The 24,346-nt window shown below is 41.7% G+C and carries 29 protein-coding genes; 14 read left to right on the forward strand and 15 right to left on the reverse strand.

The genetic code is table 11. The features are described from left to right. Nucleotides 1-24: 24 nt before the first annotated feature. The 9 genes from ACIH2S_RS11145 to ACIH2S_RS11185 form a co-directional block, all read right to left on the reverse strand. A complete protein-coding gene (locus ACIH2S_RS11145) occupies nucleotides 25-564 on the reverse strand; it encodes a DUF968 domain-containing protein (protein WP_430247449.1) in 540 nt (179 codons plus the stop codon). Then, nucleotides 561-947: a RusA family crossover junction endodeoxyribonuclease gene (locus tag ACIH2S_RS11150; RefSeq protein ID WP_430247451.1), complete on the reverse strand. Its 387-nt coding sequence runs from the start codon at nucleotides 945-947 to the stop codon at nucleotides 561-563. Before ACIH2S_RS11150 ends, ACIH2S_RS11145 begins: the two co-directional genes overlap by 4 nt. Continuing rightward, nucleotides 940-1,125 carry a Lar family restriction alleviation protein gene (locus ACIH2S_RS11155; RefSeq protein WP_006661527.1) on the reverse strand — a complete coding sequence of 62 codons (186 nt, stop codon included), beginning with the start codon at nucleotides 1,123-1,125 and terminating at the stop codon, nucleotides 940-942. The genes ACIH2S_RS11150 and ACIH2S_RS11155 overlap by 8 nt, the downstream gene beginning before the upstream one ends. Then, nucleotides 1,122-1,592, reverse strand: a complete 471-nt coding sequence (locus ACIH2S_RS11160) for a hypothetical protein (RefSeq protein WP_154599471.1) — start codon at nucleotides 1,590-1,592, stop codon at nucleotides 1,122-1,124. The genes ACIH2S_RS11155 and ACIH2S_RS11160 overlap by 4 nt, the downstream gene beginning before the upstream one ends. Further along, complete coding sequence (locus ACIH2S_RS11165) at nucleotides 1,589-3,076, reverse strand: phage N-6-adenine-methyltransferase (RefSeq protein ID WP_430247453.1); 1,488 nt, start codon at nucleotides 3,074-3,076, stop codon at nucleotides 1,589-1,591. Before ACIH2S_RS11165 ends, ACIH2S_RS11160 begins: the two co-directional genes overlap by 4 nt. Further along, a complete protein-coding gene (locus ACIH2S_RS11170; RefSeq protein ID WP_430247455.1) occupies nucleotides 3,069-4,124 on the reverse strand; it encodes a helix-turn-helix domain-containing protein in 1,056 nt (351 codons plus the stop codon). Before ACIH2S_RS11170 ends, ACIH2S_RS11165 begins: the two co-directional genes overlap by 8 nt. Before the next feature lie 9 nt (nucleotides 4,125-4,133). Next, nucleotides 4,134-4,313, reverse strand: a complete 180-nt coding sequence (locus tag ACIH2S_RS11175) for a DUF4222 domain-containing protein (RefSeq protein WP_112860221.1) — start codon at nucleotides 4,311-4,313, stop codon at nucleotides 4,134-4,136. A gap of 284 nt (nucleotides 4,314-4,597) precedes the next feature. After that, complete coding sequence (locus ACIH2S_RS11180; protein WP_430247457.1) at nucleotides 4,598-5,056, reverse strand: YmfL family putative regulatory protein; 459 nt, start codon at nucleotides 5,054-5,056, stop codon at nucleotides 4,598-4,600. 67 nt (nucleotides 5,057-5,123) lie between these two features. Then, complete coding sequence (locus ACIH2S_RS11185; RefSeq protein ID WP_112860224.1) at nucleotides 5,124-5,360, reverse strand: transcriptional regulator; 237 nt, start codon at nucleotides 5,358-5,360, stop codon at nucleotides 5,124-5,126. A 124-nt stretch (nucleotides 5,361-5,484) separates the two neighbouring features. Here ACIH2S_RS11185 and ACIH2S_RS11190 point away from each other — a divergent pair, with 124 nt between their 5' ends. Beyond that, a complete protein-coding gene (locus ACIH2S_RS11190) occupies nucleotides 5,485-6,171 on the forward strand; it encodes an XRE family transcriptional regulator (RefSeq protein ID WP_224050318.1) in 687 nt (228 codons plus the stop codon). On the opposite strand, the gene ACIH2S_RS11195 is transcribed toward ACIH2S_RS11190, so the two are convergent. Next, entirely contained in the window at nucleotides 6,157-7,041 is an 885-nt protein-coding gene (locus ACIH2S_RS11195) for a BRCT domain-containing protein (protein ID WP_430247459.1), read from the reverse strand. The two genes, ACIH2S_RS11190 and ACIH2S_RS11195, sit on opposite strands and share 15 nt — an antisense overlap. A 153-nt stretch (nucleotides 7,042-7,194) precedes the next feature. On the opposite strand from ACIH2S_RS11195, the gene ACIH2S_RS11200 reads away from it, so the two are divergent. After that, nucleotides 7,195-7,425 (forward strand): hypothetical protein, encoded by a 231-nt coding sequence (locus tag ACIH2S_RS11200; RefSeq protein WP_430247460.1) that lies wholly within the window; start codon nucleotides 7,195-7,197, stop codon nucleotides 7,423-7,425. 193 nt (nucleotides 7,426-7,618) lie between these two features. Here the strand turns inward: ACIH2S_RS11200 and ACIH2S_RS11205 are convergent, their stop codons facing one another. Continuing rightward, nucleotides 7,619-8,113 carry a hypothetical protein gene (locus ACIH2S_RS11205; protein WP_154636870.1) on the reverse strand — a complete coding sequence of 165 codons (495 nt, stop codon included), beginning with the start codon at nucleotides 8,111-8,113 and terminating at the stop codon, nucleotides 7,619-7,621. A gap of 268 nt (nucleotides 8,114-8,381) precedes the next feature. On the opposite strand from ACIH2S_RS11205, the gene ACIH2S_RS11210 reads away from it, so the two are divergent. Together ACIH2S_RS11210 and ACIH2S_RS11215 are read left to right on the forward strand one after the other, a co-directional pair. After that, a complete protein-coding gene (locus tag ACIH2S_RS11210) occupies nucleotides 8,382-8,624 on the forward strand; it encodes an excisionase (RefSeq protein WP_154609795.1) in 243 nt (80 codons plus the stop codon). Beyond that, nucleotides 8,605-9,741, forward strand: a complete 1,137-nt coding sequence (locus ACIH2S_RS11215) for a phage integrase Arm DNA-binding domain-containing protein (protein WP_430247462.1) — start codon at nucleotides 8,605-8,607, stop codon at nucleotides 9,739-9,741. Before ACIH2S_RS11210 ends, ACIH2S_RS11215 begins: the two co-directional genes overlap by 20 nt. Here ACIH2S_RS11215 and ACIH2S_RS11220 read toward each other — a convergent pair. Together ACIH2S_RS11220 and icd are read right to left on the reverse strand one after the other, a co-directional pair. After that, entirely contained in the window at nucleotides 9,728-10,429 is a 702-nt protein-coding gene (locus ACIH2S_RS11220; RefSeq protein WP_430247463.1) for a hypothetical protein, read from the reverse strand. The two genes, ACIH2S_RS11215 and ACIH2S_RS11220, sit on opposite strands and share 14 nt — an antisense overlap. Before the next feature lie 88 nt (nucleotides 10,430-10,517). Continuing rightward, nucleotides 10,518-11,771 carry an NADP-dependent isocitrate dehydrogenase gene (icd, locus tag ACIH2S_RS11225; RefSeq protein ID WP_108477970.1) on the reverse strand — a complete coding sequence of 418 codons (1,254 nt, stop codon included), beginning with the start codon at nucleotides 11,769-11,771 and terminating at the stop codon, nucleotides 10,518-10,520. Nucleotides 11,772-12,316: 545 nt separating this feature from the next. On the opposite strand from icd, the gene ACIH2S_RS11230 reads away from it, so the two are divergent. The 9 genes from ACIH2S_RS11230 (at nucleotide 12,317) to ACIH2S_RS11270 (ending at nucleotide 21,057) form a co-directional block, all read left to right on the forward strand. Next, on the forward strand, nucleotides 12,317-12,970 hold the full coding sequence (locus ACIH2S_RS11230) for a hypothetical protein (RefSeq protein WP_154634324.1): 654 nt from the start codon (nucleotides 12,317-12,319) through the stop codon (nucleotides 12,968-12,970). A gap of 150 nt (nucleotides 12,971-13,120) precedes the next feature. Continuing rightward, complete coding sequence (gene rluE / locus ACIH2S_RS11235) at nucleotides 13,121-13,771, forward strand: 23S rRNA pseudouridine(2457) synthase RluE (RefSeq protein ID WP_430247465.1); 651 nt, start codon at nucleotides 13,121-13,123, stop codon at nucleotides 13,769-13,771. Beyond that, nucleotides 13,764-14,213 (forward strand): NUDIX domain-containing protein, encoded by a 450-nt coding sequence (locus ACIH2S_RS11240; protein WP_036953134.1) that lies wholly within the window; start codon nucleotides 13,764-13,766, stop codon nucleotides 14,211-14,213. The genes rluE and ACIH2S_RS11240 overlap by 8 nt, the downstream gene beginning before the upstream one ends. 83 nt (nucleotides 14,214-14,296) lie before the next feature. Next, nucleotides 14,297-15,418, forward strand: a complete 1,122-nt coding sequence (gene mnmA / locus ACIH2S_RS11245) for a tRNA 2-thiouridine(34) synthase MnmA (protein WP_036953133.1) — start codon at nucleotides 14,297-14,299, stop codon at nucleotides 15,416-15,418. A gap of 2 nt (nucleotides 15,419-15,420) precedes the next feature. After that, nucleotides 15,421-16,047, forward strand: coding sequence for a high frequency lysogenization protein HflD (gene hflD, locus ACIH2S_RS11250; RefSeq protein WP_108477968.1), 627 nt, complete (start codon nucleotides 15,421-15,423; stop codon nucleotides 16,045-16,047). Between the two features lie 17 nt (nucleotides 16,048-16,064). Then, nucleotides 16,065-17,435, forward strand: a complete 1,371-nt coding sequence (gene purB, locus ACIH2S_RS11255; protein ID WP_036953131.1) for an adenylosuccinate lyase — start codon at nucleotides 16,065-16,067, stop codon at nucleotides 17,433-17,435. Between the two features lie 207 nt (nucleotides 17,436-17,642). Further along, nucleotides 17,643-18,317, forward strand: coding sequence for a two-component system response regulator PhoP (phoP, locus tag ACIH2S_RS11260; RefSeq protein ID WP_036953130.1), 675 nt, complete (start codon nucleotides 17,643-17,645; stop codon nucleotides 18,315-18,317). A 1-nt stretch (nucleotide 18,318) separates the two neighbouring features. After that, nucleotides 18,319-19,776 (forward strand): two-component system sensor histidine kinase PhoQ, encoded by a 1,458-nt coding sequence (phoQ, locus tag ACIH2S_RS11265; RefSeq protein WP_108477967.1) that lies wholly within the window; start codon nucleotides 18,319-18,321, stop codon nucleotides 19,774-19,776. Between the two features lie 156 nt (nucleotides 19,777-19,932). Further along, entirely contained in the window at nucleotides 19,933-21,057 is a 1,125-nt protein-coding gene (locus ACIH2S_RS11270) for a cupin domain-containing protein (protein WP_036953128.1), read from the forward strand. A 94-nt stretch (nucleotides 21,058-21,151) separates the two neighbouring features. Here ACIH2S_RS11270 and pepT read toward each other — a convergent pair whose 3' ends face one another. Continuing rightward, the gene (gene pepT, locus ACIH2S_RS11275; protein ID WP_036953126.1) at nucleotides 21,152-22,396 is read right to left on the reverse strand and encodes a peptidase T; all 1,245 of its coding nucleotides are present in this window, start codon (nucleotides 22,394-22,396) and stop codon (nucleotides 21,152-21,154) included. Between the two features lie 230 nt (nucleotides 22,397-22,626). Between pepT and ACIH2S_RS11280 the strand changes: the two genes are divergently transcribed. After that, nucleotides 22,627-23,337, forward strand: a complete 711-nt coding sequence (locus ACIH2S_RS11280) for an SDR family oxidoreductase (RefSeq protein WP_321146948.1) — start codon at nucleotides 22,627-22,629, stop codon at nucleotides 23,335-23,337. 53 nt (nucleotides 23,338-23,390) lie between these two features. Here ACIH2S_RS11280 and cobB read toward each other — a convergent pair whose 3' ends face one another. Beyond that, a complete protein-coding gene (cobB, locus tag ACIH2S_RS11285; RefSeq protein ID WP_036953415.1) occupies nucleotides 23,391-24,215 on the reverse strand; it encodes a Sir2 family NAD+-dependent deacetylase in 825 nt (274 codons plus the stop codon). Nucleotides 24,216-24,346: the final 131 nt, after the last annotated feature.

A 24,346-nucleotide genomic window follows, 5' to 3' on the forward strand; every position in this document is an offset into this window, starting at 1 on the left:
CTCTTTAGCAGACCGCACTCTGCATTAACCAAATACGCCTAGACCGATAGAGCGATCTAGAAATTTAAATAACAAAACTAACTGGCTACCATTTTCTTGTTCCCACCCTCTCGGATCCTTGTGTAACTCGCTGTGGTGAACTCGACATAGTGGAATTGTAAACAAATCATGAGCCTTTGTGCCTATGCCACCCTGCCCGTAGCCGATAATGTGATGTGGGTCGTCAGCCGTAGCACCACACACGCAACACGGTTGTGATTTAACCCATTTCAAGTAGTCGTCATTAGTCCAGCGCTGAAGCTTTGGAAACTTCATAAAGCTTGCTGGTGGCTCAGCGTCTATGGTTAAATTTAATACAGGTTTTGATACCCGTTCACCATTCACCTCGTCGCTGAAGTTATGTTGAGAAGAAGAGATTAAACCCGAGGGTTGATGCTTTAATTCATCAGGTAATGTCGTGATCAGCATTCTGCCACTAAACATACCTAGGCTCGCTCCTGGTTTAAACATCACTGCCTTCACTTCTGGAATGATGATGGGAGTTAATATCCACTGATGAATCATGCCGATTTCCCCCCTTCTGTATTAAGAGGGTGTATCTCAATTTCAAACCGACCACCCTTGACTACTTCACACCATTCAATGATTGCACGCCTAACCTGAACATCATCACTCCAAACACCCGCATGTGTTAATGCATCAAAAGGCGCTTTCAAGTAATTATCGATATCCATTCGGCGCTTTGATGGTGGATACATCTTCACAGTGACAGATACATGCTCAGTGATTGCTTTCGGTCTTCTACGTAATTGCTCATAGATGGCTGCAGCTGCATTTGCCCGGAACGCGCGCCCTTTTGCACTGATCAGAGTTTTACCGTTGATATTCCGCCAGCAAGCGTTAACACTTGGAGGAAATGGTAGTGTTAGAGATATTGAGTTACTCACTAATTACCCCCTTATTCCATACAATTACTGCCATTGGTTTATCATTAACATCGGGGCCTTTAGCGCCACAGCTATGACATCTGACATAGAACCATGTTCTATAACTATGACTTTCAACTGTTGTGTCAGAACTGTTGCAATAACGGCAAGGCTGGATTTCTGGCATCTTGTCTTTCATGCTCTAACTCCCGCCAGCAATTTATCTAGTTGTTTAAGCAAAGGGCTTCCCATATCGCCGATGTAAGCTTTTTCAACAACTCTCATTTCACCCAAAGAGTCCGTTTCTTTCTTTTTAGAGGGCTCTACTGGCATTTCAAGCACAGGTTTTACTTCTACCCTTTTCACTCGCCTTGCTGCCTTTCTCGCTTCCAACTTTTCAGCCTTCAGTCTTTCAAACTCTAACTTCACAGCCTTTAATTTCGTTACCGCATAAGGATCTACTCTATAACGATTTTCAGGGGTCACCTTACCGTTATATTTACCAATTAATTTCACGCACCCAAGTTCAACCATTACCTTCAATAATCGACGTGCAGTGGCATTGTGAATAGCGCATCCACTCGTCAATGTTTTGACAGTGAAATTATCGTAGCTACGCATCGCCTTGATCAAATCAATCCCTTGTTGATACATGTAATCTTTCACGCAGCCACCCCCATCTTTTTAGCTAACCACTGCGCTTGCTCTATGAATGCTTTGCCGCGCTGCTCTAGCTCTTCACGATTGATGTAATCAAATGCTTTGCCAGTCCAAGTTTTATCGAAAACAACAATTGCTCCGGCGAAAAATGCCCCGGTAGGTTTTTGTTTTTCATCAGCAGGGTTAAACCACTTAGGAACGTCGAAACCGATACGCCCACGAATAAAGCAGATGTGATCCGCATTTTGTGGCCACCAACTTTCACTTGTTGCTGCTTTCAATAAAAAGACATAACGACCGCCCTTTTCACGCATCGCTGAAGCGTAATTCATAATGTGAATAACACCTGTGATGGCCTGTTTATCGTGATATGAAGGTCTTGAATATGGAGGGTTACCAAATGCCACACCGCCGATTTCTTTTAGCTTTTCCGACCAATCTTGAGTGAGCGCATTGTCTTCTGCTGTGTAAAAATGTGGGGCTTTGTTATTTTCACCATCAGTAAATAAATCCAGCGTGAATGGTCCATAGATTGCGTTAGCGCCGTACACCAGGTTTTCGGGAGATTGCCACTGATCCCCAATCTCATTAAGTTTGTGAGTAGGCTTTGACTTCAATACATTGAGTTTTTTAACATACTCGCTCTGTTCTTCTTCCAGTTCGCATAGCAATGGCTCGCATGATTCACTGCATGAACCAGCATCATAGCCACCAGCACCACGGATAGTTGCCGCTATATCATCACGAGAATGATCCGCAAACATGGCAATAATGCCTTCGAGTGAATTATTACCTCGATACATGATTTTATTTTCTTGTTGGCGGCGTTCTACAACACGAACAGATTTATCGGTAATTACATTAAGGAATTGCTGGGCTAGTTCTGGTTCATCACGAGTTGCTAAAGCAATTTTATTAATGCCTTTTTTAACGCAGAAAACGCAATTACCTAAGTGTTCAGGTAGGTCTAGATCGAAAGGTTGTTCAGCCCACCAGTCAAGAATGTCTTGCTTCTCAACATCACTGATATCCGCCAAATATGAAACGCCTTCACGCTCTTTTAGTCGTTTTGGCTCATCAGCTCTAATGCCTAGCCATGTGTGGTACTCACCGTAAGTTTCTTTACAGTAACGAGTGAAAACCTCTGTTTTCATCGTTCGAGTACAAAATGCACCATGAACGTATGGAGTGCCGTATTTGCTGCAAGCATCTATCCACGGTTGTAAGTCATGCCCAATGTCATCAACTGAAATAACTTTGTAGGTGTTGGCTTTTCCAAGTTCCGGATCAATAACAAGTCGCAGGCAAATAAGGTCAATATTCCAGTTTTTGGCAACATTACGGATAAATTCATAGGTTTTAGGATGTTCCGCACCGGTATCCATAAAGACATGTTTTATTGTTAAATTTTCTTTAGCGGCTTTTCGTTCAAGTAAATGGACCATAAACGCTGAAGTGCGACCACCAGAAAAGCTTGATACATTAATCATCAGATGGCACCCCTCTCGCTGCTTGTTCTGCTGCCTGTTGCCAAATACCTGCCCATGCCTTGCGTCCAACAAAATCACTCATTCGACGTACGCCTGATTTACCTGCTAACTCTGCTGCAATTTCTTCGATGCGATTTCGAGGCTTAGAATGTGAGCCGATGATGCGAGTGAATGCCTCGTCACGCTCAACTTGGTCGATAGAAACCTTTTGTTCACCCGCTAAACGGAGGGTTAAATCATCCCACTGGGTACGCAGTGTTCTTGGACACTGAACGTTTTTCTTCCAGAACTCATCCTGGCTAACGCGTTTGTAGAATTGGCAAATCTCTTTGTGGGTGCGACCGTCTTGGCTCACCATCAGGCGAACATCGTTAGCCCACTCTGTGAAATTTGGCTCTTTCGGCTCTTGTAGCCCAAGCTCTTTGAAAACTTCACACTTGCGGCTAAACAGCCATTCAGCACACTTGAGGTCATCCGCAGCTCCCCATTTCTGGAAGTTAGGGCTGTAAATCACTGCCTCTGGGTAACGATTTAAAAAATCAATTTTAGGCTTGTCGCTGGATTCGTCAGAATTCTGCGACGAAGGATTAGTTCTTGATGGATCTTGTTTTGAAGTTACTGACGGATCGCCCCCAGATTCTGACGGGTCAAAATGGTTATTTTTGCTCGATTCTGACGGGACAGATTTTGATACAACAGATTTTGACGCGTCAGGATTTGACGTATCAGATTCTGCTGGTTGAGGTAATGCGGCTCTCGCTGCTGAAGCTAATTTATTAACATTAAGCTGATAGATATTGCTCGCATTACGGTTGCCTTTGCGACGCTTTTCTCTCGATAACCAACCATCTTTTTCTAAATCTTTGATAGCGGTACGTACAGTGCTTTCACCCGCACCGATTTGACGAGCAATTGTCGGTACCGATGGCCAGCACACGCCCTCATCGTTTGAGAAGTCAGCGAGACGAGCCATGATAGCAACCGAGGTTATCTTCAAACCTGCTGGCGCACAGCCATCCCAAACATAACTTGATAGTTTTACGCTCATAGTTGCTACCTACTCGACTCTTCTGAATTCATCTTTAAATTTGTATAACGGGGCAAAGCATTCATGCTCATAGCCTTCTCGCATGTAAATGACCCACATTTTTTCCCGGTCATAACGAACAACACGGACAGGAATGCCGCGTTTGTCGAGATAAATGCGATTGAGATTATTTGGATCTTCATCAGTCATGTGCCTCGCCTTTGCTATTGAAGTAAAAGTTAGCCCAGTCACTTCTCAACTCAGCGATATCTACCAATTTCTCATTTCTCTGGTAGTTGCCCGACTCATCTGCTGACGTTATGATTTCTACATATTGAAGCGAACCTTGTTTCGAGACTGGTAAGCATCTAAATTGCTTTATTGGTTGAATTTGGCATACACTGTTCATGCTAGTAGTTGCTCCACAAAAGTTGTTATTAGCACCGACGCTCGGGACCGCATATCCTGAGCGTCAACCTTCCTAAAGTTGGTCATTACGCTTTAACCCCATAAACAACAGGTAGTGAATCAATAAAGTGCTTTGCATAAGCAAAAACCTTTTGAGATTTTTTGTTTATCGCGGTGATTTCATCGCCAGTTAAAATGCCATCAGCTATGCTTTCTTGAATTAAAACGGCAAGCGCCCCCTGCATTGCACCTAACTTCATTCGAATATCAAACAGCTCAACCTGATCGAGTTTTTCAGCTTCAATGGGTTCCATCGCTGTCATGCCATGGCGATCTAGGTGATACTCCACCAGCAACTTAGTTTCCGACAGTTCTTCTATTGCCTCTAATTCGTCATGCTCAAAGAATCGACAACCATTCTTTTCATACAGCTTATTGTTGAAAGTGGTTTCAGATATTCCCAAAGCACCCGCTATCGCTGAACGACCACCAGGGAATGCTTTGCACATTTCTTTCACAACTTCTTTTAGTGTTTTTTTGCACATATCTACAATTCCGTTGTTTTGTTTGTAGTTAACTCTGTTAGTTGTTATTTGTAGAATCTACCCGTTGTTATGGATAGAGATCTGGACGTAATGTATTTCGTGAAACCCCTGATGCCCGTTCAACTATTAGCACCTTGTCTGCCGGCACTCGTTTGTTTCTGTTCAGCCAATTCCAGATTTGCTGCTGCTTTACTGGCTTATTTGAAATGTCACTGATACGTTTTGCTAATTGAGTCTGCCCGCCTGTTGCATCAATTGCCTTTTGCAACCCGATAACGCACAACTCGACAATTGAGTTACCCATAACTCCCCCTTAAGTTGTAAAAACAACTTAAGGTTAATTCAAAATAACAACTTTGACAACTTTTAGATGTTGGAACTCTCAACACTTAAAGTTGTAAAATGTCGAATAAATGGGAGGGATCACAATGTCTATAGCTAAACGGTTGTTAGATGCGCGAATAAAAGCCGGAATGAGCCAAGCAGATCTGGCAGAAAAAGTCGGTGTTAGTCAGCAATCCATTCAAAAGATTGAAGCGGGTCAAACAAATTCACCTCGTCGAATTGCTGATATCGCGAAGGCTGTTAATGTATCTGCTCAGTGGCTGCAGTTCGGTACCCATGATGGAAACGGGTTAAAAACAGAGTTTGAAGTAAAGGAATGGGAAGAAATCCCTAGTCATGGCAATGTTGAATTTGTCGATATTCCGGTACTTGATATTGAACTAGCAGCAGGAAGCGGATCTAGCGCAGAACTTATTGAATTAGAAGAATATACCTACCCATTCAGAAGGGATGAATTACGTAAATATGGCGTTTCTGCAAGTAATGCAAGGATAGTTAAAATAGTTGGAAATAGTCTCTACCCTGTTCTTAATGGTGGTGATTTAGTAGCCGTTGATATCACCAAAAGAGATATCAAAGATGGGGATCTTTATGCAATAAGAGATGGTGTTTTATTGCGCGTTAAGATCTTGATATATCGACCTGATGGCGGACTAATAATACGTAGCTTTAATAGGGACGAATACCCTGATGAGCAGCTACCTAGAAGTGAAGCTGTCACCAGAGTTCATGTTATTGGTAGGGTCTTTTGGTCATCAAGAAGCTGGTAAGAATTTCATTAAAATATCTTCTGTAGTTATTTTAATACTAGATTTACCACTATCTCTATCTTCAATAGCCTTCTCAATTTTTCGCCCGTGGCTGGAGTACCTCCAATCGCGGGATGATAGAGCTCCAATTACAAGGTAATCAGCAGATTGTGTCACCCTATCAATAACTTTACCTCCTGCCTTCTCTATAATTTCTGAAACTAAAGATCTCTTTCCTGTCACGAAATTTCCAGTCAAACAAACTGTTGCACCAATTACATTGAAATTATCAATGTCGTCACATGGTAAATGGCATGAGAGTCCGTCAACAATCCCGCTATCTAGATCTGTACCAGAGAAATCAACAATGGCTTTATAAAGCAGCTCACTTTCGCTTTTCTCTATAATTCCATCCTCTTTAATGGATTTAATTAGTTCATATAAGTGCTTGCCAGGATAATTTCTCTTTAGCATTCCATTCTGAGTAAGCCACCAGTCAAGATAATTAATCTCATCAATGCCCAACTGTCTATCCGCAACTATTCCTTTGCACAAGCCATTGAGTAGATTGATATCTGACTCTTTTGAATATAAGTCAATATTTGGCATATCCATTATTGACCGCTGAACCTCTAGTAAAACGCCTTTCAATTCTTCTCTTTCATCTGCTGTAATCACTCCATCATCCAGAACTCTTGCTATTCTTTCCTGTAAAAGCACTACAAATGGGTTGTCTGAAATTTGCTCTGAGTCAGAAAGCCATGTGGTCATGTAAATAATTTCAGAATCTGATAGTTCATTGTCTGATAAAACGCCATCGATAATAGAAATTAGGTTCGCAAATAGCTTGTCTCTATTCTGCTTATAGTTAAAAGCTGGGTTGATATTCATAGTCTCTCCTATTTTCTCTATCCTTTAATTTTCTTTAACTTAAATCAAACAACATAAAGTTGTTGACTTTGGTTTTAAATACAACTAAATTACAACTAAATGGTGTTTTGAGAAGCTATTCTTATATACAACTTTGACAACTTAGGAGCACTTATGCATACCACTCCAATAGAACCAATCGTAACCTTTAGCGTGCCAATGTCGCAGGAAGATGCACAGGCATGGATTCTTCAAAAGGCTGCTGAATTCAATACGCTGGAGTCGCTTAAGGCTAAACAGGCTCTGTTCGAGCAAGAGAAAGAAGATCTGCAACGCAAGATTGAAAAACTCGATGATGAGATTTTCGACCAAGTAGAACGCTGTAAAGTCATTATTAGTGCTTAGTTGATTTAATTTTGTGGGGTAATTGGTATGTGCGGAACTACTAACGAAAAGAAAGTAATAAGGATCTACTCTCTTGTTTTTCATAAGAATGCATTAACACTGTCAACCGACAATCATGAAGACTTTTGGTTAGAGCTTCACTCAACTGTCGGTTGGGTTAAATTTAAAAAGATAAATAATGAAGATGAATTCACTAAGGGTGGAGCACTGTTTGTAGCCACTGAACTGCGTTCGGGATCTGATTCAGTCCCTTGCCCAATATTTCAAGCACGATGTGTTTTGTGGCGTCAGCGGGAAGCTCTTTTAAGCGCTGCAAATACCCTTTCTTTTCTTCTGGGTCGGTAACGTTTTGATTAATGAAGTCACGAAGAACGGCTAAGGTATCATCATGCAATTTTACAGTGACGATTTTTAATGATGCCGAGATACTTCCATCTTCGCTTAATAAATTAATAGCATGTTTTGTCGCTTTAATAAGATCTATGGCTGCATCAGGACCTTCCATATATCTTTCGATACCACCAGTAATTAATCCCTCCTCTTCGAGGTAGGCAATATTTGCACATAGTTTTTTGTTATCTATGTCATACAGTTCTTTGGGAATATTTTCAGGTTCGATTTGATCAGGATAATCATTTACAGCTAGCTCTAAAATTTTAAATTGTAAGTCTCTATCGAAATTAGACATTTCAAATTCTCTTGGTTGTGTAGGGCTTCCAAGAATACCACAGCCGCCTGATGTGGCTAAGTTAGTTCAGGCTCTCATTATCATCTCTATTGGTGTTTTAGTTATTGATAATTTTTGGCGGTGCCATGCCGCCTCTTTTTCTAAATATAAATAAGACCATTGGCATCAGTCCATACGGGTAAATATGTACTTAATTACTGCCAGTGGTCTTATTTATATTGTGGCTAAAATATACTTAATCTGTATGCGGCAGAATGTGGAGGTAATTATGCAAATGCTAACTTTGGAGGAATGGGCGAGCGAACGTTATAGAAGTCGCCCTCCTCGACTGGGGACATTACAACGCTATGCTAGGAGTGGCTTGTTCTATCCACCAGCACAAAAAGAAGGTGGTATTTGGCGCGTGAGAGAAGATGCCGACTTAGTCGGTAATTTGACATCACCGGTTATCAATAAGAGTGATAACCCAAAATTACAAAGGATTTTAAACGATGGCTGCCCGTCCACGTAAAAATAACGTCAACATCCCTAATCTCTATCCACTATTTAGCAGAAAAGCTAACAAGGTTTATTGGCGTTATCGCCACCCTATAACTGGCAAATATCATGCACTCGGTGACAATGAGGCTGAAGCCCGTGAAATTGCTATTGAAGCTAATAACCGATTAGCGGAACAACGCAGCCGTCAAGTCATGGCGATCAGCGATAGAGTAGCAAGAATTAAAGGTAAAGAGATCACCGTAAACACTTGGCTAGATCGCTACTGGGTAATACAAGAAGAGCGCCTTGCTGACGGTGATATAAAACAAAACACATATAAGCAAAAAAGAAAACCTGTGGACCTAATGCGCCACTCTCTCGCAATGAAGTCTTTGCCAGCAGTTGATGCGAGAGATATCGCATCAATACTCGATGAATATAAATCTAATGGCCAACATCGTATGGCTCAAGTTATTCGCTCCGTATTAATCGATGTGTTTAAAGAGGCACAACATGCTGGTGAAGTGCCACCAGGGTATAACCCTGCACTCGCCACTAAGCAGCCAAAACGACGGATCACCCGCCAGCGCTTAAACTTGGAAGAATGGCAAAAAATATTTGATATTGCAGATAAACAGCATAAGTATTTAGGCAATGCGATGCTATTAGCAGTAATTACCGGACAACGACTTGGCGATATTTCAGCAATGAAGTTTAGTGATATTTGGGATGACCATTTACATATCACACAAGAAAAGACTGGGAGTAAATTAGCTATTCCATTAGCGCTAAAATCTGATGCATTGAATATGTCATTGAGAGAAGTTATTTCAAGATGTCGTGACCGCGTTGTCAGTCAGTATCTTATCCATTATTTCCATACAACTTCCCAAGCAAATCGCGGTGAGCAAGTCACAGCAAATACAATAACAACAAATTTTAAAAAGGCGCGAAATAAAACTGATATTGATTGGGGTGAAGGAACGCCAGCTTCATTTCATGAACAGCGCTCTTTATCTGAAAGGCTATATCGCGAGCAAGGGATAAACACTAAAGATTTGCTGGGTCATAAAAACCAACAGCAAACCGATAGGTATAATGATGATAGGGGTAAAGATTGGTTAGTTGTTAATATTAATCATCTTTAATAAGCCAACCATTTTTTTTCGATGCTCCTTCAAATTTTTTCATATGGTTAATAATATTAACCATGCATCTCTCCACTGTGTGTTCATTAGCAATGATAGCATCCATATAAAATATAATTCTAAGCCATGATTTAAAATTTTGATCATCAAGAGTAGCAACTACCGGAGTTAAACATCTAACGGTTGCTATCTCTCTTTCACAGTAATTTTTAATTTTATCTTTAATTACATCCGTTATTTGGTTTTCTTTGAAATATTCAATTAGCATATCAAAGTATGCTTGATTTTTCTCATAATGTTTTCCATACAAAAATTCGTTTTTACCATCTTGGTTTTCAGGGTAATTTACATTTATCTTAATATCATTCGGAAGGTAATCATCAATATGCTTTAAGAAAAAAATAAATATTTCTCTTAATCTTTTTTCTGAGATTATTTTTCTACTCATCTCTTCTTTTTTTTGAAGAAAATCAATAATACACAATATTATAATGAATTCAATACATACGCCGATCAGCTCTGGAAAAATACCATCTGACAAGAATGGCAATAAGGTTCCAGTATGTTCGGGATTGAAATATGTTTTATAATAAACAATTAACAATATTATTAAGATTATAAAAAAAATAAATTTCAGCTTATTTTTAGTAAAAATCTTCACGGATTTACCTATATTTTGATAATTCATTTTGATAACTTTTTGATAACCATTTCAGTAGTAATAATAAAAAACGGGAACTATTAAGTTCCCGTTATTAATTATACCACGTAATAAATTACATGTGTTTAATGATTGCGTCGCCGAACTCGCTACATTTCAGTAATTTAGCGCCTTCTAATTGACGTTCGAAATCGTAAGTTACAGTCTTAGCCGCGATTGCGCCTTCCATACCTTTAACGATTAAGTCTGCCGCTTCAACCCAACCCATGTGACGCAGCATCATCTCTGCGGACAGAATGATAGAACCTGGGTTTACTTTATCTTGGCCTGCATATTTCGGTGCCGTACCGTGAGTCGCTTCGAACAGCGCGCATTCAGAACCAATATTTGCGCCCGGTGCAATACCGATACCACCAACTTGTGCCGCTAATGCGTCAGAAATATAGTCACCGTTCAGGTTCATACACGCGATAACATCATATTCTGCTGGACGCAGCAGGATTTGTTGTAAGAATGCATCCGCGATAACGTCTTTAACGATGATATCTTTGCCAGTTTTTGGATTCTTGATTTTAACCCATGGACCGCCATCGATTAATTCACCACCGAATTCTTCTTGTGCTAATTGGTAACCCCAATCTTTAAATGCACCTTCAGTGAATTTCATAATGTTGCCTTTATGAACTAAAGTCACTGAATCACGGTTATTATCGATAGCATATTCAATCGCTGCACGAACTAAACGTTTTGTACCTTCTTCAGAACATGGCTTGATACCAATACCGCAATCTTGTGGGAAACGAATTTTCGTTACGCCCATTTCGTTTTGCAGGAATTTGATCACTTTATCTGCTTCTGCACTGCCCGCTTTCCACTCAATACCTGCATAGATATCTTCTGAGTTTTCACGGAAGATCACCATATCAGTGAGTTCAGGTTGTTTAACTGGGCTTGGTGTGCCTTTGTAGTAACGAACTGGACGTAGGCAGATGTATAAATCAAGCTGTTGACGAAGTGCAACGTTGAGGGAACGAATGCCGCCGCCAACTGGTGTGGTTAATGGGCCTTTAATAGAAACGCGGTAATCGCGGATTAAATCGAGAGTTTCTTGAGGTAACCAAACATCTTTACCATATAACTGAGTGGATTTTTCGCCAGTATAAATTTCCATCCAAGAAATTTTACGCTCACCGTTATAGGCTTTTTTAACTGCTGCATCGACAACTTTTAACATTGCTGGAGTGACATCAACCCCAATACCGTCACCTTCAATGAAAGGGATAATTGGGTTGTTCGGAACGTGTAATTTGCCTTTTGCATCAATGGTAATTTTAGCGCCTTCTGCCGGAACTACTACTTTGCTATCCATTAACCTCTCCTTCACTTGCGTATTTTGCTTGTTAATTTTTTGTAAGAGACCTGTCAATACTACTGCAATCTGCGTCGAACGCCAATGATTACTAAGCTAAGCTTGTATACAGATCGCATTTAACGCATTATCTCCGTGTCCAAACACTCAATAAAATCAAAACAAATTCAATATAATCATGATATTAAAAAAAATGTTAACACTCTAAAAAGTTAAATACTAAGCTAAATCACAACCTAAATACTGAACGACCTTATTCCATAGCTTATCTAAAATACCTTATCCAAACATTCGTACTGCTCACAGAAATTAATATATTCTCATATTATCTTTATGATTTAATAGATTTAATTAAATTATTCGCACTTAATGGTTTTAATGCACGTAAACCGAAACCGCATTGATTTTAAACAATTTTAGATTATTGCTAATTTGATTGAATTCTATCTAGATAAATAATGAAACACCATAATAGATTAAGAAAGATAAACTTTTATTTATTAAAAATATAATTATTAATTCAAGATAATATGAAAGGTGAATATATGGAAAAGTTATCAGACTTAATCAATCTCAAACAAAAAGCATTTTCACAGCATCCTTTTTTTCACAATCCTATTAACCCATCGTTACCCATCAAGGAGTCACTGGCGTTCTTACCCAAAATAGCTTTCTTTATTTTGACGTTTGGAGACATTAATAAATACATTCTTCCCTTTGAAAATCCTCAAGATGATTTAGAAATTGCGGTGAATAATCATGCGTTAGAAGATTCGGATCATTGGTATTGGTATATCGATGATCTCCGCACATTGCGTATGAATGAGCCACAACTTTTTACGGATACCTTAGTATGGTTATGGTCGCCACAAATGGAAGCTAACCGTAAGCTCACCTATGAATTAATCAGTGCCATCGTCAATCAACCTGCCAAAATTCGCTTAGCTGTCATTGAAAGCATGGAAGCAACGGGGCGCGTATTCTTTACGTACATTAATCAACTCGCTAAATTATCTCCTGCGCCACTTAAATATTGCGGTGATCTTCATTTGGCTCACGAATCTGGTCATGCGATGGGCAGTGATGCAGAATTAATTGATACCATTAATTATACGGATGAAGAACACATTCTTTGTGTGCATTTGATAGAGAAAATATTTATCGCTTTCTCTCGTTTTATCGATGAAATAAATCAGTAAGCCATAAGTCAATATCCGATAAATTAGGGAGAGCTACCTGCTGATTGCTCGTATCCCTCCCTTAAATAACCCACCCAAACAGCCTTACTTTATCGCCAAAATATCGCTATTCTATTGCCCATTACATGAATGACTCTCAATAAAAGTATTATGAACGCACCTAATCGCAAGCATACTAAGAAAACTGCACCACATTCAAAGCAACGTCGTTCATTGGCAACGAATTCATCTTCTCGCGTGGCACGCCCAACCCAGCCGCGCAAAGTGATTATTTTCAATAAACCATTTGATGTACTCCCGCAATTTACGGATGAGCAAGGGCGGGAAACGTTAAAAAACTATATTCCCATCTCTGATGTTTATGCTGCTGGGCGTTTGGATAGAGACAGTGAAGGTCTGTTAGTCCTCACTAATGATGGAAAATTACAAGCTCAGCTCACCCAACCGCATAAAAAAACAGGAAAAATCTACTATGCTCAAGTAGAAGGTATCCCCGATGAAAGCGCCCTCGCAAAATTTCGTCAGGGATTAACCCTAAATGATGGACCTACCCTACCCGCAGGCATCGAGTTAGTCAGTGAGCCAGAATGGTTATGGGTACGAGTTCCACCGATCCGTGAGCGTAAGAACATTCCCACATCTTGGTTAAAGATCACGCTTTATGAAGGAAGAAATCGACAAGTTCGTCGAATGACTGCCAATATTGGTTTTCCCACATTGCGATTAATACGCTACGCCATGGGAAATTTTACGCTCGATAACTTATCTTCCGGCGAATGGAAGGAGGTCACTGTTGTTTAAACCCAATGTTACTGTTGCCACCATTGTCCACGCCAAAGGGCGTTTTTTAGTGGTTGAAGAGTGGATAAATAATAACCCCACATGGAATCAACCCGCAGGACACCTTGAAGCCGATGAAACGTTAGTACAAGCTGCGGCTCGCGAGCTCTATGAAGAGACGGGCATTATTGGTGAGCCTCAGACATTAATTAAAATTCACCAATGGATAGCCCCCGATAAAACCCAATTTATTCGCGTCTTATTCGCCCTTGAACTGGATGCCCCTTGCGAAACCCATCCCCACGATGATGATATCAGCGCTTGTCATTGGGTTAGCGCGGAAGACATCCTGACTAGCCAATGCCTTCGATCCCCTTTAGTTGCCCAAAGTATCCGCTGCTACCAAGAAGGTACTCGCTATCCTTTGAGCGTTTTGGCCGCCTTCGGAGAGCATTACGAATAACATTATTCTCCTAACGCTGGTGCAATAAGGGGGCAACGTGCTAAAGTATGGGGCTTGATTTTTCCGCATTGAGACTATTTCCCATGTCAAATAACAGTACCAAATCAGATAACAGCCAAATTAAGGTCATCGTCGGTATGTCCGGTGGTGTTGATTCATCCGTTTCCGCTTACCTGCTCAAGCAGCAAGGGTATCAGGTGGTCGGTCTGTTTATGAAGAACTGGGAAGAAGACGATAACGAAGAATACTGCACCGCGGCGACTGACCTTGCAGATGCACAAGCGGTATGCGACAAACTCGGTATCGAACTGCGCACCATCAACTTTGCCGCTGAATATTGGGACAATGTATTCGAACACTTTTTAGAAGAATACAAAGCCGGTCGTACCCCAAACCCAGATATTCTGTGTAACAAAGAGATCAAATTTAAAGCGTTCTTAGAGTTTGCTGCCGAAGATCTGGGCGCAGATTATATTGCAACGGGTCACTATGTGCGTCGCCGTGATGTTGACGGCAAAAGCCAGCTATTACGGGGCTTAGACAATAATAAAGACCAAAGCTACTTCCTGTATACCCTCAGCCATGAACAAGTGGCAAAAAGCTTATTCCCAGTGGGTGAATTAGAAAAACCTGAAGTACGTCGCATCGCTGAAGAAATTGGCTTAGTGACTGCGAAGAAAAAAGATTCTACTGGAATCTGCTTTATTGGTGAGCGTAAATTCCGCGATTTCCTCGGACGTTATCTCCCTGCTCAACCAGGTCCAATCGTCACCGTTGACGGTGAAACCATTGGTCAGCACGAAGGGTTGATGTACCACACATTAGGTCAACGTAAAGGGTTAGGCATTGGCGGCACCAAAGACGGTTCTGAAGAGCCATGGTATGTAGTCGATAAAGACGTTGAAAAAAATCAATTGATTGTAGCGCAAGGTCATGAGCATCCACGTTTAATGTCTACAGGCTTAATTGCTCAGCAATTAGATTGGGTTGATAGACAAACATTAACTGAGCCATTGCGCTGCGTGGTGAAAACCCGTTACCGTCAAGCGGATATCCCTTGTACAATCACCCCATTGAGCGCCGAGAAAATCCAAGTCACTTTCGATTATCCGGTTGCAGCTGTTACTCCGGGACAATCTGCGGTATTTTATATCGACGAAGTCTGCCTCGGTGGCGGCGTTATTGAAGCCCGTATTCAGGAGTAAATGTGGCTAAAAACTATTACGATATCACGCTAGCCTTAGCAGGTATCTGCCAAGCAAGTTTGATGGTACAAAAGCTCGCTCATGAAGGCACCTTTAGTGAGCAAGATGGTAAAACCATGGTCAATAGCCTGACCAACATGAATCCATCCACCACACTGGATGTATTCGGTAATGACGAAGCGAATTTAAAAACCGGTTTAACTGCCCTGCTTGGCATGTTAACCGGGGGTAATAGTGGGATCTCTGCAGAGATGACCCGCTATATGCTTAGCATCATGGCGCTAGAACGCCGCTTAAGTAAAGATGACAATGCCATGAACCAACTCGGTCAACGAATTGAGCAATTTGAGCGTCAAGCTAGCTATTTCGAACCGATGTCTGAAGGTGTTTTTAACGCACTCGCCGGAATTTATGTGGATGTAGTCAGCCCAGCAGGTCCTCGAATTCAAGTGACCGGCTCCCCTGATATTCTGAAAAATACCGTTGTTCAAGCCAAAGTTAGAGCCACATTGCTCGCAGGTATTCGCTGTGCAGTTCTCTGGCAGCAAGTTGGTGGAAGTCGCCTCCAACTGATGTTTTCTCGAAGCCGTCTGTCTAATCAGGCGAAACAAATTTTGTCTCACCTATAAATCTGGAGTTGCTACCAATGGAATTATCCTCACTGACCGCTGTATCCCCGATTGACGGCCGTTACGGTGATAAAGTCAGCGCTTTACGCACTATTTTTAGTGAGTTTGGCTTACTGAAATTTCGTGTGCAAGTTGAAGTTCGCTGGCTGCAAAAACTGGCTGCAACCGCTCAAATCAAAGAAGTTCCTTCATTTGATGCTGACGCAATCGCTTACTTAGATGAAATCGTCGCGAACTTCTGCGAAAAAGATGCAATGCGTATCAAAGAAATTGAACGCACAACTAACCACGATGTTAAAGCAGTAGAATATTTCCTAAAAGAAAAAGTGGCGCACATCCCTGCTCTGCATGCGGTCTCTGAATTTATTCACTTTGCTTGTACGTCGGAAGACATCAATAACCTGTCCCATGCCTTAATGCTGAAAACCGCTCGTGAAGAGGTTTTACTACCACAATGGCGTCAAATCATTGATAAAGTTAAAGCGATGGCGCACGAATACCGTACTTTACCTTTACTGTCACGTACTCACGGGCAACCAGCAACACCATCCACTATTGGTAAAGAATTTGCTAACGTTGCGTACCGTTTAGAGCGTCAATACCGCCAGTTAGAGCAAGTGGAAATTTTAGGTAAAATCAATGGTGCCGTTGGTAACTATAACGCCCACATTGCCGCTTATCCTGAGGTTAACTGGCACGAATTCAGTGAAACATTCGTAACCTCACTGGGCATTCAATGGAACCCGTTCACAACCCAAATCGAACCACACGATTATATCGCAGAACTGTTTGACTGTGTGGCGCGTTTCAACACTATCGTGTTGGACTTTGACCGTGATATCTGGGGCTATGTTGCTTTAAACCACTTTAAGCAAAAAACCATTGCCGGTGAAATTGGCTCATCCACCATGCCACACAAAGTTAACCCTATCGACTTTGAAAACTCAGAAGGTAACTTAGGTTTAGCAAACGCGGTATTAGGTCATTTAGCAAGCAAATTGCCAGTTTCTCGCTGGCAGCGTGACCTAACTGACTCAACCGTTCTGCGTAACTTAGGTGTCGGTTTAGGCTATGCCCTGATTGCTTACCAATCCACAATGAAGGGCTTGAACAAATTAGAAGTTAATGAACAGCACTTACTGGATGAATTAGATCAAAACTGGGAAGTGTTAGCGGAGCCAATCCAGACAGTAATGCGTCGTTATGGCATCGAAAAACCGTATGAAAAACTGAAAGAATTAACTCGTGGTAAACGCGTTACCGCTGAAGGCATGAAACAGTTTATCGATGGTTTAGAACTTCCAGAAAGCGAAAAAGAGCGTCTGAAAGCGATGACGCCAGCCAACTACATTGGCTATGCGATTAATTTTATTGATGAAATCAAGTAATCAATAGTTATTCAAGCAGGCGGCATTCATGTCGCCTGTTTTTTCTATTTATTTGTTTAACCCGTTTTCCAAAAAATCTCAGATTCGACTATTTTTCCGATCTGTTTGACTTATATTTAGTTAAGATCTTGTTCCCTATCCCATCTCTTTCTACCATACTCATTATAATATTCTCATTTGCATGCTTTCTTTATGTGAGGTTCTCAGATGCGCATTCTTATCGTCGAAGATAACGCCCTACTTCGTCACCATTTAACCGTTCAACTCAAAGAATTAGGTCATCAGGTAGATTCTGCTGAAGATGCAAAAGAAGCGGATTATTTTCTGAATGAAAGCCATCCCGATATTGCAGTCGTGGACTTAGGTCTTCCAGATGAAGATGGGCTTTCTATGATCAAACGCTGGCGCAGTAACCATGTCAGCATTCCGCTCCTCGTCCTAACTGCACGAGAAAGCTGGCAAGAAAAGGTTCAAGCTCTCAATAGCGGCGCTGATGACTATGTCACCAAACCTTTTCAACTAGAAGAGCTGGTCGCACGGATGCAAGCATTGATGCGCCGTAACAGTGGATTAGCCTCCCAAGTGCTTGAACTTGAAAACTTTGTTATTGACCTTTCCCGTAAAGAATTCACCGTTAATGGTGAGTCGGTCAAACTCACTGCATTTGAATACACCATTATTGAAACCTTGCTGCGCAATAATGGAAAAGTGGTCAGTAAAGACTCCCTCATGCGCCAGCTCTATCCAGATGCAGAGTTACGGGAAAGCCACACTATCGATGTGCTTATGGGACGTTTACGTAAAAAAATCCAACAGTTCCATGCCCAAGAAGTGATTGTGACTGTTCGAGGTCAAGGCTACCGTTTCGATGTGAACAGCTAATATGAAACTGCGTAAATTTAGGTTCAAACCCATCTCTTTACAGGCGCGTTTTATTTGTGCGACGTCAGCCGTCATTCTGGCGCTAACCCTCGCTTATGGGATTGTCGCTGTTGTGGGTTATTTGGTCAGTTTTGACCGAACGACCTACACGTTACTACGTAGCCAAAGTAACCTAATTTACAGCCTTGCTCAGTGGCAAGATAATAAAATTGATATTCGCGTTCCCCCAAACTTTACGTTGAACAACCCCTCGTTGATCATTATTTATGATAAAAATGGGCAAACTGTCTGGCGCCAACGAGAAGTCCCCAGCGTCGAGCGTCTTATTCAACTCGATTGGTTAAAAAAGAATGGGTTATACGAAATTGATACCGATTTCGATGAGACGCGCCAATTGATGAACAATAACCCAGACTACAGCCATCGACTCAATGATATAGATAATATCGATGAGCCATTAACTCACTCCGTTTCAGTTAACCAGTATTTAGAAACTGAAACCATGCCAGCACTGACGATTGTCGTCGTCGATACGTTACCTCAAGACTTACAAAGCACGGGCGTTGTCTGGGACTGGTTTGGTTACGTGTTACTCGCCAACTTTATACTGGTGATCCCGCTGTTATGGCTTGCAGCCTATTGGAGTGTGCGCCCCATTAAGTCATTGATTTCGCAAATTAGTAGCCTTGAAAAAGGGGAGCGAGAAACGCTGGATGAAAACCCGCCAGCAGAACTGCGAGGCTTGGTACGGAATTTGAATATTTTGCTGAGTAACGAACGCAAGCGCTATAGCAAATATCGCACTACATTGTCCGATTTAACCCACAGCCTAAAAACCCCGTTGGCCGTATTACAATCCACATTGCGGCTTCTACGTTCTGGTAAGCAAATGACCATCGAACAAGCAGAACCTATCATGTTGGAACAAATAGGACGCATTTCTCAGCAAGTTGGCTACTATTTGCATCGCGCCTCGAATCAGGGGGATGAAAACCTGATGCTGCGGGAAATCGCTTCAGTACCTTCTATCTTAGATAGCCTCTCTAGCGCACTGCATAAAGTGTACCTCAACAAAGGTGTCTCCATCACCGTCGATATCTCCCCTGAAATCACATGGCTGGGTCAGCCTAATGATTTTATGGAAGTGATGGGCAATATTATGGAAAACGCCTGTAAATATTGCCTTGAATTTGTGGAAGTCACTGCCCTTGTCAATCACGATAGCCTAACCATTTTTGTGGATGATGATGGTCCTGGCGTCCCAGAGAGTAAGCGCAGCATGATATTTATGCGAGGACAACGCGCTGACACCCTAAGACCAGGGCAAGGTTTGGGGCTATCAATAGCGGTGGATATCATCGACCAATATGATGGCGAAATTACCATTTCAGATAGCCCACTTGGCGGTGCTCGTGTCGCCGTCACCTTTAGGCAGCAAGCGGTGATTGAAGATGCTTAGGTCTTGAATTGAGATAGCTAGGGCATAAACGAAGATAATTCACTCATCTGTAGATGAAGATGGCTAATCTGTGAACTGACGCCCTCTAAGCCCTGTTTTACAATCCATTTCCGGTATACTATTTAGGAAGTTTTGTCATAACTAGGGAACAATAAGATGGATTATAAACTGAATCTTGACTGGCAGAGTTTTCTGGACAGTCATTGGCAGAAACGACCTCTGCTTATCAAACAGGGTTTTACGCGTTTTATTGATCCTATCTCGCCTGATGAACTCGCGGGATTAGCGATGGAAGATGAGGTTGATAGCCGTTTAGTCAGCCATCAAAATGGGCTCTGGCAAGTCGCCCACGGTCCATTCGAAAGCTACGACCATTTAGGTGAAGAAAACTGGTCAATCTTGGTTCAAGCCGTTGACCACTGGCACTACCCAAGTGCGCAACTGATGAAACCTTTCCGTGTCCTTTCTGACTGGCGTATGGACGATTTAATGATCTCCTACTCCGTTCCGGGTGGTGGTGTAGGTCCTCATCTCGACCAATACGATGTATTCATTATTCAAGGCGAAGGTCGTCGTCACTGGCGTGTTGGGGAAAAAATCCCAATGAAGCAACACTCCCCACATCCTGATTTACTGCAAGTGCAGCCTTTTGACGCCATTATTGACGAAGAGATGGAACCCGGTGATATCCTGTATATCCCACCTGGATTCCCCCACGAAGGTTATGCCATTGAGCCATCACTGAATTTCTCTGTCGGTTTCCGCGCGCCTAATGCTCGTGAATTAATGAGCAGCTTTGCTGACCATTTAATTTCCAATGATTTAGGCAGCTATCGCTACAGCGACCCTGACCTTTCTTTCCGTGATAATCCGGCTGAAATTTTGCAAGGCGAACAGATTAAGCTGCGCGAAATGATGGAATCACTGATTCATGATCCAGAGCTATTCCGTAAGTGGTTAGGTGAATTTATTTCTCAATCACGTCACGAGCTGGATTTGGCACCACCAGAGCCGCCTTATGAACAAGATGAGATTTATAATTTATTGAAAGACCAGCAAGAAACCCTATATAAACTCAATGGGTTGCGCGCTCTTCGTGTGGGTGATCAATTCTTTGTTAATGGTGAGTCTTTAGAGACTAAATGCTATGAAGCCGCTGATAGCCTGTGCCGTTTCGATTCCGTCAACCATGCAAATCTTGGTGACGCGTTAGATGATGTCAATTTTATTGCCTTAATGACAGCATTGATTAATAGCGGATATTGGTATTTTGACGACTAATTAGTCCTATAATTAACCACCAACAAACAGCAAATACCCCGAATATCATCACATCGGGGCATTTGCTGTTTTTTATATTAAGCACGCATCAAAACTATTTATCAGTATTGCGTTTTGCATGAATAGCCGTTAATTCCGCAATTCTCATAATCACGCTCACCGCCTGCTCCATTCCTTCTTGAGTAATAAACTCATGTTTACTATGGAAGTTATAGCCACCAGTAAAAATATTCGGACATGGTAAGCCCCGGTATGATAGCTGCGCTCCGTCCGTTCCCCCACGGATAGGCTTGATAACAGGCTCAATATCACAGTCCAGCATCGCTTGTTTCGCTAATTCAACAACATGCGGATATTTCATCACTTCTTTATGCATATTGTAGTAGCTATCATCCAATGTCAGCTCGATATAGCAGCTTGGGTGCAGCCCTTCACCCACTTTTTCCGCGATACGAATAATATTTTTCTTTCTCGCTTCAAAATTGGCTAAATCAAAATCACGGATAATGTAGTTCATTTCCGCTTTTTCCACGTTACCTTTAATGGACGTTAAGTGATAAAAGCCTTCGTAACCTTCCGTATTTTCAGGTGTTTCATCCGCCGGTAACATAGAATGGATTCGCGTTGCTAAACCCAACGCATTGACCATCACACCTTTGGCGCTACCAGGATGGGTATTGTTACCCACAATTTTAATAGAGACGTTGGCAGCGTTAAAGTTTTCGAATTCAAGTTCACCGACGCCCCCCCCATCAACGGTATAAGCCCAGCGAGCATCAAATTCTTTAAAATCGATATGTTGTGCACCACGACCAATTTCTTCATCTGGCGTAAAGGCAACACAGATTTTTCCGTGTGGAACATTTTGCCCTTCTAAACGCACAATCGCGGTAATAATTTCTGCGATACCCGCTTTATCATCCGCCCCTAATAAGGTTTTGCCATCAGTCATAATCAGCGTTTTGCCAATCATTTCGTGCAATACAGGGAACATAACGGGGGATAAAACTTCATCACCAATGCCCAGAGCAATATCGCCACCACGATAATTCTCAAGCACTTGTGGGCACACATTTTTGCCCGAATAATCTGGGGCGGTATCCAAATGCGAAATGAAGCCTATCGCAGGCACATCCCAATCGACATTGGATGGCATGATAGCCGTTAAACAGCCATGTTCCGACAGCGTCACTTTTTCAAAGCCAAGGATATTTAATTCTTTGGCTAACGCGCGGGCAAATTTTAGCTGGCCAGTGCTACTAGGTACTGTTTTTGCATTCAGTTTTGATTGTGTATCAAACGCAGTGTATTCAAAAAACCGCTCCAAGAGTTTGTCCATACTTCCTCCCCCTAAATATCAATGGGGATATTATGGGAAAGATCACAGAAACAATTATTGTTTCAAATCAGATTTGCAGCTAAAGAGTGAGGAAGATAACTAATTAATTTAATTTATTGTTCATTTTGAGCTGCACTTTTGGATAACGCAACGCGTTAAGTACCATGTTATATAATGGCTATCTTATATAACGAAATGCGCTATAGAATGATTTTTAAGGTGGGAATACGATGGCAAAAACATTTTTAATTTACGGTGTCAGTAAAGGGTTAGGTAAAGCATTAGTTGAAGGAGTGCCTGACCAAACTGATACTGTGTACGGTGTTTCTCGCACTGAACCGCCTTTTGGTGGTGCGCAATTTCACTGGATATCCGCTGATCTTAGTGATATTCAATCGGCTTCAATTATCAAAAAGCAGCTAGGCGAAAAACCCATTGATACCCTAATTTATAATGTCGGCATTTGGGAAAAACTCGCCTTTACTGAAGAATATGATTTCGAGTCCACCAGCGATATTGAATTACTCACCATGATCCAGACCAATATCGGTGCCTGCCTGTTGAACTTGAAAGCACTTCTTAGCAACTTGCGTTTAGGCACCAATAGTAAAATTATTTTAATTGGCTCTACGTGGGGGTTGGATAATCATAATGGTAAAGAAGTCACCTTTAGCGCAACCAAATATGCCTTACGTGGGATTGTACAATCACTGAGAGAAACCTTGCGCCAAGATAATATTGGCATTTCTATTTTGAATTTAGGTTATCTCGCCACGGAATATCCGTTATCTATGCCAGTGAATGAGGTGATTCAAAAAAGTCAAGGTGCGTTAATTCCGCTGCAAGATGTGGTCAATGCCGTGCGCTTTATTCTTAGCACCAGCAGCGCCACCTGCGTAAAAGAAATTACCATGCCCGCCATGTTAGATGAAAACGTGTGATATCAATCTAATTTGCTCGGTGCATAAAAGGGAGCAAAAGCTCCCTTTTATGTTCATTCTTCGCTGTTTAACTTTGCCAGTAAGTCATCCACATATTCACTAACCACTTTACTCGCCAATCCATAATGGCGCTCTTCAAACTCGCTTTCCACTTGGCTTGGTTCTAAATTCAGTTGTACCGTATGAGCACCTTGTAAACGCGCTTCATGTACAAACCCTGCCGCTGGATAAACATGCCCCGATGTTCCGATGGAAATAAACAGTGTGGCATCTCCAAGTGCTTGGTAGATCCTGTCCATTTCAAACGGCATCTCACCAAACCACACAATATGCGGGCGTAATGGCTGTGGGAACTGGCAGCAATGGCAACGCTCTTCTACGGATAAATCCCCTTTCCATTCGAGGACTTGGTTTGACCAATTACAACGTACTTTTAATAATTCACCGTGCATATGCACCACGCGCTTGCTACCCGCACGCTCATGTAAATTATCAATATTCTGTGTCACTAGCAGGAATCTATCCCCCAGCGCTTGTTCTAATTTTGCTAATGCGTAGTGCGCTGCATTCGGTTGAATATTATCTTGTTGCAACTGGCGACGACGTTCATTGTAAAAGCGCTGAACTAATTGTGGATCACGAGCAAATCCTTCAGGTGTTGCCACATCTTCCACGCGATGCTCTTCCCATAAACCATCTGCCGAACGGAAGGTTTGAATCCCTGACTCTGCAGAAATACCCGCACCGGTTAATACAACCACGTTAATGTTTTGCATACTGAGCAGTCTATTATCAATGTAGTAAGAACGATTGCGAAGTCGCTGACGGCGTTTACATTTATTTTTACTTATTTTTTTCAATCTACGGCGAAATCGCAACATCGGAAATTTCCTTTCATCCTTGCAGTGAATTTGTCGGTATAAAAAGTGGAAATATAAACATGGTAAATTATGTTATTTATACATAATTTAGATAGTAACATACTAAACCCCTTCATCTCCTGCAAAGT

It is taken from the genome of Providencia lanzhouensis (assembly GCF_050469745.1).
Lineage (GTDB): Bacteria > Pseudomonadota > Gammaproteobacteria > Enterobacterales > Enterobacteriaceae > Providencia > Providencia lanzhouensis.

Bases quoted from the DNA above. Each gene is read 5' to 3' on its own strand.
- ACIH2S_RS11145 (WP_430247449.1), bottom strand. From the start codon at position 564: ATGATTCATCAGTGGATATTAACTCCCATCATCATTCCAGAAGTGAAG.
- ACIH2S_RS11155 (WP_006661527.1), bottom strand. From the start codon at position 1,125: ATGAAAGACAAGATGCCAGAAATCCAGCCTTGCCGTTATTGCAACAGT.
- ACIH2S_RS11165 (WP_430247453.1), bottom strand. From the start codon at position 3,076: ATGATTAATGTATCAAGCTTTTCTGGTGGTCGCACTTCAGCGTTTATG.
- ACIH2S_RS11170 (WP_430247455.1), bottom strand. From the start codon at position 4,124: ATGAGCGTAAAACTATCAAGTTATGTTTGGGATGGCTGTGCGCCAGCA.
- ACIH2S_RS11175 (WP_112860221.1), bottom strand. From the start codon at position 4,313: ATGACTGATGAAGATCCAAATAATCTCAATCGCATTTATCTCGACAAA.
- ACIH2S_RS11180 (WP_430247457.1), bottom strand. From the start codon at position 5,056: ATGTGCAAAAAAACACTAAAAGAAGTTGTGAAAGAAATGTGCAAAGCA.
- ACIH2S_RS11185 (WP_112860224.1), bottom strand. From the start codon at position 5,360: ATGGGTAACTCAATTGTCGAGTTGTGCGTTATCGGGTTGCAAAAGGCA.
- ACIH2S_RS11190 (WP_224050318.1), top strand. From the start codon at position 5,485: ATGTCTATAGCTAAACGGTTGTTAGATGCGCGAATAAAAGCCGGAATG.
- ACIH2S_RS11195 (WP_430247459.1), bottom strand. From the start codon at position 7,041: ATGAATATCAACCCAGCTTTTAACTATAAGCAGAATAGAGACAAGCTA.
- ACIH2S_RS11200 (WP_430247460.1), top strand. From the start codon at position 7,195: ATGCATACCACTCCAATAGAACCAATCGTAACCTTTAGCGTGCCAATG.
- ACIH2S_RS11205 (WP_154636870.1), bottom strand. From the start codon at position 8,113: ATGTCTAATTTCGATAGAGACTTACAATTTAAAATTTTAGAGCTAGCT.
- ACIH2S_RS11210 (WP_154609795.1), top strand. From the start codon at position 8,382: ATGCAAATGCTAACTTTGGAGGAATGGGCGAGCGAACGTTATAGAAGT.
- ACIH2S_RS11215 (WP_430247462.1), top strand. From the start codon at position 8,605: ATGGCTGCCCGTCCACGTAAAAATAACGTCAACATCCCTAATCTCTAT.
- ACIH2S_RS11220 (WP_430247463.1), bottom strand. From the start codon at position 10,429: ATGAATTATCAAAATATAGGTAAATCCGTGAAGATTTTTACTAAAAAT.
- icd (WP_108477970.1), bottom strand. From the start codon at position 11,771: ATGGATAGCAAAGTAGTAGTTCCGGCAGAAGGCGCTAAAATTACCATT.
- ACIH2S_RS11230 (WP_154634324.1), top strand. From the start codon at position 12,317: ATGGAAAAGTTATCAGACTTAATCAATCTCAAACAAAAAGCATTTTCA.
- rluE (WP_430247465.1), top strand. From the start codon at position 13,121: ATGAACGCACCTAATCGCAAGCATACTAAGAAAACTGCACCACATTCA.
- mnmA (WP_036953133.1), top strand. From the start codon at position 14,297: ATGTCAAATAACAGTACCAAATCAGATAACAGCCAAATTAAGGTCATC.
- purB (WP_036953131.1), top strand. From the start codon at position 16,065: ATGGAATTATCCTCACTGACCGCTGTATCCCCGATTGACGGCCGTTAC.
- phoP (WP_036953130.1), top strand. From the start codon at position 17,643: ATGCGCATTCTTATCGTCGAAGATAACGCCCTACTTCGTCACCATTTA.
- phoQ (WP_108477967.1), top strand. From the start codon at position 18,319: ATGAAACTGCGTAAATTTAGGTTCAAACCCATCTCTTTACAGGCGCGT.
- ACIH2S_RS11270 (WP_036953128.1), top strand. From the start codon at position 19,933: ATGGATTATAAACTGAATCTTGACTGGCAGAGTTTTCTGGACAGTCAT.
- pepT (WP_036953126.1), bottom strand. From the start codon at position 22,396: ATGGACAAACTCTTGGAGCGGTTTTTTGAATACACTGCGTTTGATACA.
- ACIH2S_RS11280 (WP_321146948.1), top strand. From the start codon at position 22,627: ATGGCAAAAACATTTTTAATTTACGGTGTCAGTAAAGGGTTAGGTAAA.